Raw genomic sequence first — 11,113 nt, forward strand, 5'->3', positions numbered from 1 at the left:
TACAGCCGCGGCACATCGTTCCCGCTGGTTATGGCAATTGCTGGCCCATTGATGATTCTGCCAAACGTAGGTTTGAACGAATGGGGTCATGCATTCTGGTTCATGGAAGAACTGTTCAGCGCACCGCTGCACTGGGGCTTTGTGATTCTGGGCTGGGCAGGTTTATTCTCGGGCGGTATTGCAGCACAAATCATTACCCGTTACTCAAACCTGACCGACGTGATCTGGAATGGTCAAAGTAAAGAAATTCTGAACAACCGGATCGTTCCTTGATCCATTCTCTGTTACTGTAAACTAAACCTGTTGCCTGAACTCTGGCAACAGGTTTAGTTCTGTCTGCCGTCTTCTTTACTCATTTGCAGCGGATCAATCTTCTAGTGGGTTTGAGTAATTTCATTCGGCATATTTGTATTCTTACATCATGGAAGATTTGACAACCGCTATTCAACAGTGGATATCGACTGAAACATTGATCGCGCTCTCGATCGCTTCAATCATTGGTTTCATTGGTTCTCTCATCGCCATTCCATGGATTCTGATCCGGTTGCCGAGTGACTATTTCGATTTGCGCGTTCCCCGTCACTGGATGAAAGAGCACCACCCTGTATTGAGGGTGCTTGGATTAATTATCAAAAATATTGCCGGCGCAGTTTTTCTAATGGCAGGTATCTTGATGCTATTTTTGCCTGGGCAAGGGATACTGACGATGCTGATCGGTATTTCTTTTATGGATGTTCCTTACAAGCGTGAGCTTGAAGTCCGAATTGTCGGGCAGCCCACAGTATTTAATGCCATTAATGCCATGCGTCATAAATTCAATAAACCGCCATTCACGCTAGCCTTATCTCCCAAAAAGTAAAATAATTTTGGGATACTCAGGCCGTTCTGATAGCCTATTCATTACGTTGTAAGCAATGCATTAACCGTTTGAGATGAGAATAGACAAAAATATCGAGCAGGCAGAAATTTTTCCGCTGATGACAGGGGATGCGGATGCCATTTCAGCATTGGCTGAGACGATCTGGCGGCATCATTATGTTCATATTATTTCATCAGAACAAATCGAATATATGCTGCAGCAGCGTTACCAGCCGGAATTGATCAAGAAACAACTGTTGAATCCTGCCATCTGGTGGCGGAAGCTGATTGTGAATGAGGTGATTATCGGCTTCTCATGTTGCATGCTTACAAATAAGCCAGGTGAGCTTAAAATAGACAAACTCTATATTCATCATGACCATCACCGTAAGGGTTATGGTGCTATGCTGGTTAAAAATGCGATTCAAATCATGCGGGAAAATAATCTGCAATCGCTGATTCTGACTGTCAACAAAGATAACCGCACCGCGATTTCGGCGTATCAGCATTATGGATTTGAAATTACAGGTGATAGTATTGTTGATATCGGCAATGGTTTTGTCATGAATGATTATTTGATGACCTGGAAAAATTAAACCGCTTGGCGGATTGATCTATGAAACTGAAATTCACCAAAATGCAGGGCTTGGGTAACGACTTTGTCGTTCTGGATGGTATCAACCAAGCTATTACGCTCGACCGGGAGCAAATCCGCAAATTGGCAGATCGCCATTTCGGCATCGGTTGCGATCAGTTATTACTGGTTGAAAAAGCCGAGGGGCAGGCTGATTTTCGCTATCGTATCTTCAATGCCGACGGCGGAGAAGTCGAGCAATGCGGCAACGGTGCGCGCTGCTTCGTACGCTACGTGCATGATCATGGTCTGACGCAGAAAAATGAAATTCGCATCGAAACCCTCAGTGGCGTAATATCGCCACACTTGGAAGTCAACGGCAACGTGACCGTCAACATGGGAAAACCCATTTTTGAACCGGAAGCAATTCCTTTCATCGCTGAGAAGCGTGCTTTAACTTACCCGCTTGAATTACCAGGCCAGCCGGTTACAATCAGTGCGGTGTCGATGGGCAATCCGCATGCCGTGCGTGTGGTGCCGGATGTGGACAATGCGCCGGTCGATACGGAAGGCGCGCTGATCGAGTCGCATCCCCGTTTTCCCAAACGCGTGAATGTCGGTTATCTGCAAGTGATGGATCGCACGCATATCAAATTGCGTGTTTTTGAGCGTGGTGCGGGTGAGACGCTGGCATGCGGAACTGGAGCTTGTGCCGCGGTGGTTGCGGGCATCGATCTGGGGCTATTGGATCATCAGGTTAAAGTGAGCACACGCGGCGGTGAATTGACGATCAGTTGGCAAGGGAACGACGAACCGGTCTGGATGACTGGTCCTGCCGTTACCGTGTTTGAAGGCGAAATAAATTTGTAATCAATCAAGGAATTATGATGAAACCGGAAGAAATCGCGCAGTATTTGCAGGAACATCCGCAATTCTTCAATGAATACGCTGACTTACTGGCGGATATTCAAATTTCTCATCCGCAGGATGATAAAGTCATTTCATTGAATGAACGGCAAATCTTGTCATTGCGGGAAAGAAATCGCGTATTGCAGGATAAATTGCTAGAGTTGATCAGCTTTGGCGAAGAGAACGATGCCATTGGTGAAAAGATGCACCGGCTGGCCATTTCACTGCTTTCTGTTTCCAGTCTGGATGAGCTTTTTAATGCATTGTACTTCAGCCTGAAGGAAGATTTTGCCGTTCCGCTGGTGGCCATGCGGCTGTGGAATATTGCCAATAACGCCGGGCCGGCTGTTGAATTTACGTTGGTCAGCGACGATGTGCGCACCATCGCGGAAAGTCTGCCGCAACCGTATTGCGGTAATCATGTTGCGGACGAAATCAAACAATGGTTCGGCGAGGGTGCGGAACATCTGCATTCATTTGCGATGATTCCGATGAAAACAACGCAAACCATCGGTTTGCTGGTTCTCGGCAGTCCCGATGCCGAGCGGTTTTACCCGGAAATGGGCACGTTGCATCTAAAACGGCTGGGTGAACTGGTGTGTACGACGATAACCCGCTACGACCACGTCGAAGCCGCTGATGCTATCGCTTCTCAAGATCATGCCGCCCATGAGCAGCAAACCTGAGCCGCTGGCCGCTGCATTTATTCATCACCTCTCGCATGAACGGCGCTTGTCGCCGCTGACTGCCGATAGTTATGCCCGGGATATTCGTCTTCTGCTCAGTCACCTGCATAAAGATGACTTAGCGCAGGTGCAATCGCCGCATATCCGTCAAGTCATCGCACAACTGCATGGCAAGGGCTTGTCGGGTAGAAGTCTGGCGCGCATGTTATCGGCCTGGCGCAGCTTTTACCGCTATTTGATCCGTAGTCACGGCTATCAGCATAACCCCTGTATTGGGTTGCGGGTTCCCAAGTCACCGCAAAAATTACCCAATGCGCTGTCTCCCGATGAAACTGTCCGGCTGCTGACATTTTCGGCGGATCATATCTTGACGGTGCGCGATAGTGCGATGTTCGAATTGTTTTATTCCTCCGGTCTGAGATTGGCGGAACTGGCCCAGCTCAAGCTGGCGGCCGTAGATTTTGCTGAGGGAACGGTCAAAGTGCGCGGTAAAGGCGGAAAGGAGCGCATTGTTCCTGTCGGTGATTTTGCCCTGCAAGCGTTACAAGCATGGCTTGTTCAACGGGCACAGATCGTCAAACCGGATGTGACCGCGCTATTCTTATCGCAGCGTGGTGATGCGATCAGTATGCGCACCATCAGTCATCGTCTCAAGGGCAGAGCCGGGCAGCAAGGTATAAACCAGAATGTGCATCCGCATATCTTGCGGCACTCCTTTGCTTCCCATTTATTGCAATCCAGCGGCGATCTGCGTGCCGTTCAGGAAATGCTGGGACATGCGCATATCACTTCTACGCAGGTTTACACGCATCTCGATTTTCAACATCTGACCAAAATTTACGATACTGCACATCCGCGCGCAAAAAAACGGAATTGACTTCTACCGGAATCAGCCCAGTTTTATACGTTATAATGCGATTTTGTAACGAATAATACGAATGCCATGACAACAATTGTTTCAGTAAGACGCGGAAATCAGGTGGCCCTCGGTGGAGATGGCCAGGTAACGTTGGGGGCGGTGGTGGCCAAATCCAGTGCACGTAAAGTGCGCAGACTCTATCACGACAAAATTCTGGCGGGATTTGCCGGCGGCACTGCGGATGCGTTCACACTGTTTGAGCGCTTTGAGGGCAAATTGGAAGCGCACCATGGACATATCATGCGCGCTGCAGTTGAGCTCGCCAAGGATTGGCGTACCGACCGGATTTTACGCAGACTAGAAGCCATGCTGGTGGTTGCCAATGAAGACGCCACGTTGATTGTAACTGGCGCTGGCGATATTATTGAGCCTGAACTGGGTATTGCCGCCATCGGCAGCGGCGGATCGTATGCATTGGCAGCAGCGCGCGCGCTATTGGAAAATACCGAATTGCCACCGAAGGATATCGTGAAAAAAGCCCTTACCATCGCGGGCGATATCTGCATTTATACCAACCAGGATCATATTATCGAAACCATTGATTGATATCTGGTAATCCGCGATACCGTTGTAAGAATCCACACCTGAAGGGTATTTGATACTCTATTTACATCACACCTATCACAGAATTTAAAACCATGTCGCAAATGACTCCGCAGGAAATTGTCCATGAGTTGGACAAACATATTATCGGCCAGGATGCAGCTAAGCGTGCCGTGGCTATTGCCTTGAGAAACCGCTGGCGCAGGCAGCAGGTTGCCGATCCGCTGCGTCAGGAAATTACGCCGAAAAATATTCTGATGATTGGTCCGACCGGGGTCGGTAAAACTGAGATTGCGCGTCGTCTGGCAAAGCTCGCAAATGCGCCTTTCATCAAGATTGAAGCGACTAAATTTACCGAAGTCGGCTATGTCGGACGTGATGTCGATTCGATCATCCGCGATCTGGCGGAAACCGCTGTTAAAGAATCGCGTGAAAATGAAACCCGCAAAAAGCAACCGCTGGCTGAAGACCGGGCTGAAGACCGCATTCTTGATGCCTTATTGCCCGTTGCCAGAGATTTTGATCTACAACCAAACCTAGAAGACCGGGATAGCTCGACACGGCAGAAATTTCGCAAGAAACTGCGTGAAGGTGAGCTGGATGACAAAGAGATCGAAATTGAATTGGCCGCGCCGCGCGCCAATATGGAAATCTTCGCACCACCGGGAATGGAAGACTTAACCTCGCAAATTCAAGGCATGTTCCAGAATATGACCGGAGAACGTAAGAAAACCCGGAAGCTGACAATCCGTGAAGCGAGAAAAATTCTTCTCGAAGAAGAAGCAGCGAAAATGGTGAATGATGAGGAATTGAAGCTGACGGCGATCCAGAATGTGGAACAGAACGGCATCGTATTTCTCGATGAAATCGACAAGATTGCCAGCCGGGCAGGGCATACCGGTGGCGATGTTTCCCGTCAGGGGGTACAGCGCGATTTGCTGCCTCTGGTTGAAGGAACGACTGTTTCGACCAAATACGGCATGATCAAAACCGACCATATCCTGTTTGTCGCCAGCGGCGCGTTTCATATGTCCAAACCATCTGATTTGATTCCCGAGTTGCAAGGGCGTTTCCCGATTCGCGTTGAATTGACCAGTCTGAGCGTCAGTGATTTTGAGCAGATACTCACCAATACCGATGCTTGCCTGACCCGTCAATACGAAGCGCTGCTGGCCACGGAAGGTGTTACATTGCAATTCGGTGATGATGCAATCAAACGCTTGGCTGAAATCGCCTTTTCCGTGAACAGCAAAACGGAAAACATCGGTGCCCGGCGGTTGCATACCGTGATGGAGAAACTGTTGGAAGATATTTCATACGATGCACCAAAACACAGTGGAAAGACGATTGTGATTGATGCAACGTATGTTGATCAGCGCCTTAAAGATTTATCGCAAAGCGAAGACTTGGCGCGTTACGTGTTGTAATTACTCTGCTTGCAGTGTTTTTCTGCGGTAAGTGACAAAACTGAGCAATCCGAATCCGGCGAGCAACAGGGTGTAGATCTCAGGCTCGGGTACTGGTGATAGGAGACTCACATTATCCAGGGCAATGATTTCCATCACCGGTGTAAAGTGCTCGGCATTGATCCAAAGCGCGTTCAGGTTAGAAAGAACAGCGAGTAATTGCGCATCGGTGGCCAATGCTCCGGAAAAAGTATCGGCAACTCGCCAAGTACCTGCCACAAGTGCGGCATCGAAATGCGTCCAAACGGCTGGCAAGCTGTTGGTGGCTTCATAAACCAGCGTCAGTCCGGCGCCTTTTAAGACAATTTCCGCTTCATTGGCGTAACTCGTGCCCGCAACCACATAACGGCTATCGAATTGAAGGCTGCCGCCAAAAGCAGCACTTTGATCGCCAAGGAATTTTCCGGGGGCGCTAAAATATGTCCATTGCGAATCGGGGTCGGCGAGCGTAATGGAGCCGGCAGGTACGCCGTCTGCGCTGTGTGCAGGCGCTAAACCGTTGGTGATGACCGACCAGGAAGAAGAACCATCCGTTGTGAGTCCGCTCCAGCCATCGGTATCGCTATCGAAAGTGCTGGATACGAGTGAACTGGCGGCAATTGTGGAATAACTCAGAATAGTCAAGCAGCAGGCAACAGAAATGGCAGAGCGGATCATAAATATTCTCCTTGGGTAGGGTTGAAGCGGGAAATATCCTAAAGCGATAGTGAATATAGTTTGAATTCTCTCGGTTTGTCAAATAGATAAAGTCATCATTGCAGAAACGGCCTGAACAATGGTCTCGACTCTGCTGTATGCTGAGAGGCGCGGATACCGGAACAGCATGGATGCCTATCCAACAGGGGCGGTTAAGGTATAATACCCGGTTTCTCAATATTGGATTGTTGGAGGTCTCTATGCCTATTTATGAATATCTATGCAATTCATGCGGTGCCGAGAAAGAACATTTGCAAAAAATTAACGATGCACCCATTGCGGTTTGTCCTGTCTGCGGCAGCAGCAATTATGTGAAGCGTATTTCTGCGGCTGGATTTCAGCTAAAAGGAAGCGGCTGGTATGCCACTGACTTTAAGAATAATAAAACACAGAAAACGGAATCCAAAGCCAGCACAAAAGAAAGTACACAACCCGCGGCATCTGCCGCTGCGGATTCACCGGCAACAACAGAAAGCAATTCCGCTTCCACGGCAGCTGCTGACTAGCGGATTCGCAATATCTGAATAAAACGCGATGTATGTACTGGGCTACTGCCGGTAATACCGAAAAAATCACTCATCTCACCATTCTGACTATTGAATAGAATTATGCGTACAAATTACTGTGGAGCCATTAACACCGAGTATCTTGGTCAAACCGTAACTCTTTTTGGCTGGGTGCACCGGCGCAGGGATCATGGTGGTGTGATCTTCATTGATTTGCGCGATCGTGAAGGATTGGTACAGATCGTGTGCGATCCCGATAATGTGGAAACATTTCAAGTTGCGGAAAAAATACGCAATGAATATGTGCTGCAAATTACCGGTAAAGTGAGAAAGCGTCCCGAAGGAACGATCAATACCGCGTTGGTCAGCGGTGAAATTGAAATCCTGGTGGCAACTATTGAGGTATTGAATTCATCACTGACACCGCCATTCCTGATGGACGACGACAATATCAGCGAAGCGGTTCGGCTGGAACATCGTTATCTGGATTTGCGCCGTCCCGCGATGCAATCGAATCTACGCTTGCGGCATAAAGTGGCGATGGCGGTGCGCGTGTTTTTGGATCAGCACGGATTTCTCGATATCGAAACGCCGATGTTGACCAAATCCACACCGGAAGGTGCGCGCGATTATCTGGTGCCGTCACGGGTGAATGCCGGTCATTTCTTTGCTTTACCGCAATCACCGCAATTGTTTAAACAGCTTCTGATGGTATCCGGATTCGACCGGTATTATCAGATCACGCGCTGTTTCCGTGATGAAGATCTACGTGCCGACCGGCAACCGGAATTCACGCAAATCGATATTGAAACTTCGTTTCTGTCCGCGGATGAGATCATGTCGCTGATGGAAGGAATGATTCGCGGTTTGTTCAAAACCGTGAGCAATGTGGATTTACCGGATCCTTTCCCGCGTCTGACTTATGCCGACGCCATGCACAAATACGGTTCGGACAAGCCGGATTTGCGTGTCCCGCTGGAATTCACCGAATTAACCGACATCATGAAAGATGTGCCGTTCAAGGTATTCCGTGAAGCCGCGGAAAAACCCGATGGCCGTGTTGCGGCGCTATGCGTGCCCAGAGGCGGGGAATTGTCACGCAAGGAAATCGACGATTACACCAGCTTTGTCGCAATTTACGGCGCGAAAGGTTTGGCGTACATCAAAGTCAATAATTTGGCCGGTGGCGTGGAAGGATTGCAATCGCCGATTTTGAAATTCTTACCGGAAGAAACGATTAAAACGATTCTGGCGCGCACCAACGCAAAGGATGGCGATTTGATTTTCTTTGGTGCGGATAAGACCAAAGTCGTTAACGAATCGCTCGGCGCCTTGCGCATAAAAATCGGACATCAGCACGGGCACGCAGAATCCGGCTGGAAACCATTATGGGTCGTTGATTTCCCGATGTTTGAGCGGGACGAGGAAGAAAATCGCTGGCAAGCATTGCATCACCCGTTCACGTCACCGGCGGATGGGCACGAAGATTTGCTCGAAACCGACCCGGGAAAGGCGCTTTCCAAAGCGTACGATATGGTGTTGAATGGCTCAGAAATCGGCGGCGGATCGGTGCGGATACACCGCCAGGAAGTGCAATCGAAGGTGTTTCGCGCACTCAATATTTCCGAAACGGAAGCGCAAGAGAAATTCGGTTTCTTGCTGGAGGCACTGCAATACGGCGCTCCGCCGCACGGTGGAATTGCTTTCGGCTTGGATCGCATTTTGACGATGATGACCGGCTCGGAATCAATCCGGGACGTGATCGCGTTCCCCAAAACGCAGCGCGCCCAGTGCTTGTTAACGCATGCGCCCAGCACCGTGGATGAAAAACAACTGCGGGAATTGAATATCCGTTTGCGGCAGGTTGAAACCAAGCCGAGTTAACTGACAGCCGGTGTTTGCTGATGTACAAAATACCGGTATCTGTGTTGGTGGTCATTCATACTGTCGATCTACAGGTTTTATTGCTGGAGCGCGCTGATCATCCCGGATACTGGCAATCGGTTACCGGAAGCCAGGATTCTGGTGAAACACTGATACAGACAGCAGCACGGGAAGTGTTTGAGGAAACCGGTTTGCACGCTGCCGATTATGCGCTGACGGATTGGCAAACTGAGAATCGCTATGAAATTTACGAAGAGTGGCGCTGGCGCTATGGACCGGATGTCCGGTTCAATACCGAGCATGTGTTTGGATTACGCTTACCCGACATTGTGCCCGTCCGGATTGCCGCCAGAGAACATTTAAACTTCATGTGGCTGCCGTGGCAACAAGCAGCCAGTATGGTTTTCTCAAGCAGCAATGCGGAAGCCATTCTCAAACTGCCGGAGCATTCGCAATCTGGATAAAATTCGCTAATTTGCACCGCCTTTGTCGGCAAATCGTTCCAAATATTTTTTGATAATGGTTCTGATTTTGAGCTCATCAACATGACGCAGCACAATCAGATTGACGATGCCGTGGATTGACAGCGCTAGCAGCAAACCTTCAAAAATACCGAGCCGGTAGACCAGCAGCGCACACACTATCGCCAGTAATAATGCATATTGTCCTTGATGCGCCACGTGCCATAATCCCAGGATCATTTTCCAGCCGGTAAAAATCATAATCACGGCCAAGGAAAATTTGGGCATGTATTCGAGATACTGAGTGTTCAGTACGAAGAACAAAACCACCAATCCGATCACTAATACCGAGAATTTGGTATAAGCACCAGCGAGTTTGTTAGTCGTGCTTTTGGCCAGACCGTCCAGATTGGTCATGCCGCCAAAAAAACTGGCACTCATGTTGGCGATCCAGATAGCCAGTAAGCTATTATTGGTATTGCATTTGCGTTGTAGCGGGTCGATTTTCTGAATGGCAGCGTTACTCATGACTTGTTCAATGACATCAATCGTAGCTAGCATCGCAGCAAAACCGATGACATACAGCCAAGTCAATGGGTTATCAAAGTGTGGCAGCGGTGGCGATAAAGCAATCGGCACATCTTCGACATGCAGCATCGGCATAGCCATTAGCTGTGCCAGTAACGCACCGGCAATCATCAAGAAAAAATACGGAATGGCCGGTTGAGTTACCTGGAATTTTGCAAATAAATATAAGAATGCGGCAAATCCCGCTGACGATATTAAAACCATCTGAATGCGCGCGCCATTCCAGAAGACTTCAGTGATGATGCTTTCCGGTATTTCATAAGTCATTGGGAGAAAGTTGAGCGCGATTTTCAGACCAACGCCAGCCAGCAACCCTTCCACCAGATATTCGGGCACAGCCAATAGAATGTATTTTTGTAGACTGAATTTCCAAATGACCGCTTGCATGAATGCCGTCAGAAAAATAACAAACGCCATATTTTCCATACCAAAGCTTGCTACGCCCAGTGCAAGAACCGGCGCGAGCCCAGCAGCAACGCCGGGAGCTCCGATATAGTTTCCTGGCCTGATCCAGGCATTGATCCAACCGATGAAGCAAGTGCAAACAACAGTGGCTAGTGCAACTTTGATGGGATAGTCAGACATCAACGCAATACCTGCTGACAAGGGAATTGCCATTGCGCCGGTAATGATCCCGGCTTGCAGATCTCGTGTAAGGTATTTGGCTTGGAATGCTGCGGAATAATGCATGTATCGTTAATCAGGTAGCTGATTCTTGTGAGAACTTAAATAGTATGATCACTACATCACTGCTGGTTGAATCAATACGGAATCAAGCAGAGATCTCGCATGTCAGTTTTAAGATGTTGAATATAAAAATATTGCAGGAAAATAATTCCTGCATTTGTAATTATAAGATTTTTACTGTTTGATTTTCGTAATCGTAGGTTACCGCACGAAATATATTTTTAGGGTCTTAGGAAGTTAAAGCGGGTTTAAACGTAACAATTTAAGAATTTCATGATAGAGATTATCACGGCGATGATTAAAACGAAATTCGGTTTCTTTCAAGTGCAGGTAGAA

At 48.5% G+C, this 11,113-nt stretch carries 13 protein-coding genes and 1 pseudogene; 11 read left to right on the top strand and 3 right to left on the bottom strand.

Annotated features, from left to right (window positions below):
• The 8 genes from DU481_RS14830 to hslU all read left to right on the top strand — a co-directional run.
• The coding region (locus DU481_RS14830) for a methane monooxygenase/ammonia monooxygenase subunit C (RefSeq protein ID WP_350135767.1) at positions 1-273 on the top strand (273 nt) is incomplete at its 5' end.
• Positions 274-421: 148 nt separating this feature from the next.
• A complete protein-coding gene (locus DU481_RS14835) occupies positions 422-859 on the top strand; it encodes a PGPGW domain-containing protein (RefSeq protein WP_350135769.1) in 438 nt (145 codons plus the stop codon).
• Between the two features lie 73 nt (positions 860-932).
• Positions 933-1,454, top strand: a complete 522-nt coding sequence (locus tag DU481_RS14840; protein ID WP_350135771.1) for a GNAT family N-acetyltransferase — start codon at positions 933-935, stop codon at positions 1,452-1,454.
• 20 nt (positions 1,455-1,474) lie between these two features.
• A complete protein-coding gene (dapF, locus tag DU481_RS14845; RefSeq protein WP_350135773.1) occupies positions 1,475-2,302 on the top strand; it encodes a diaminopimelate epimerase in 828 nt (275 codons plus the stop codon).
• Positions 2,303-2,316: 14 nt separating this feature from the next.
• Complete coding sequence (locus DU481_RS14850) at positions 2,317-3,027, top strand: DUF484 family protein (RefSeq protein WP_350135775.1); 711 nt, start codon at positions 2,317-2,319, stop codon at positions 3,025-3,027.
• Positions 3,011-3,904, top strand: coding sequence for a tyrosine recombinase XerC (gene xerC, locus DU481_RS14855; RefSeq protein ID WP_350135777.1), 894 nt, complete (start codon positions 3,011-3,013; stop codon positions 3,902-3,904). Before DU481_RS14850 ends, xerC begins: the two co-directional genes overlap by 17 nt.
• Before the next feature lie 66 nt (positions 3,905-3,970).
• Entirely contained in the window at positions 3,971-4,492 is a 522-nt protein-coding gene (hslV, locus tag DU481_RS14860; protein WP_350135779.1) for an ATP-dependent protease subunit HslV, read from the top strand.
• A gap of 92 nt (positions 4,493-4,584) precedes the next feature.
• Positions 4,585-5,916 carry an ATP-dependent protease ATPase subunit HslU gene (gene hslU / locus DU481_RS14865; RefSeq protein ID WP_350135781.1) on the top strand — a complete coding sequence of 444 codons (1,332 nt, stop codon included), beginning with the start codon at positions 4,585-4,587 and terminating at the stop codon, positions 5,914-5,916.
• On the opposite strand, the gene DU481_RS14870 is transcribed toward hslU, so the two are convergent.
• Positions 5,917-6,612: a laminin B domain-containing protein gene (locus tag DU481_RS14870; protein WP_350135783.1), complete on the bottom strand. Its 696-nt coding sequence runs from the start codon at positions 6,610-6,612 to the stop codon at positions 5,917-5,919. It lies immediately after the preceding gene.
• 239 nt (positions 6,613-6,851) lie between these two features.
• Between DU481_RS14870 and DU481_RS14875 the strand changes: the two genes are divergently transcribed.
• The 3 genes from DU481_RS14875 (at position 6,852) to nudB (ending at position 9,505) form a co-directional block, all read left to right on the top strand.
• On the top strand, positions 6,852-7,157 hold the full coding sequence (locus DU481_RS14875; RefSeq protein ID WP_350135785.1) for an FmdB family zinc ribbon protein: 306 nt from the start codon (positions 6,852-6,854) through the stop codon (positions 7,155-7,157).
• 102 nt (positions 7,158-7,259) lie between these two features.
• Positions 7,260-9,041 carry an aspartate--tRNA ligase gene (gene aspS, locus DU481_RS14880; protein ID WP_350135787.1) on the top strand — a complete coding sequence of 594 codons (1,782 nt, stop codon included), beginning with the start codon at positions 7,260-7,262 and terminating at the stop codon, positions 9,039-9,041.
• A 20-nt stretch (positions 9,042-9,061) separates the two neighbouring features.
• Positions 9,062-9,505 (top strand): dihydroneopterin triphosphate diphosphatase, encoded by a 444-nt coding sequence (nudB, locus tag DU481_RS14885; protein WP_350135789.1) that lies wholly within the window; start codon positions 9,062-9,064, stop codon positions 9,503-9,505.
• A gap of 6 nt (positions 9,506-9,511) precedes the next feature.
• Here the strand turns inward: nudB and DU481_RS14890 are convergent, their stop codons facing one another.
• Together DU481_RS14890 and DU481_RS14895 are read right to left on the bottom strand one after the other, a co-directional pair.
• A complete protein-coding gene (locus DU481_RS14890; protein ID WP_350135791.1) occupies positions 9,512-10,780 on the bottom strand; it encodes a SulP family inorganic anion transporter in 1,269 nt (422 codons plus the stop codon).
• A 234-nt stretch (positions 10,781-11,014) separates the two neighbouring features.
• Positions 11,015-11,113 (bottom strand): annotated as a pseudogene (locus DU481_RS14895) (IS1595 family transposase); the annotation flags it as partial.

Source organism: Nitrosomonas sp. (assembly GCF_040240425.1).
In the GTDB taxonomy this organism is placed as follows: domain Bacteria; phylum Pseudomonadota; class Gammaproteobacteria; order Burkholderiales; family Nitrosomonadaceae; genus Nitrosomonas.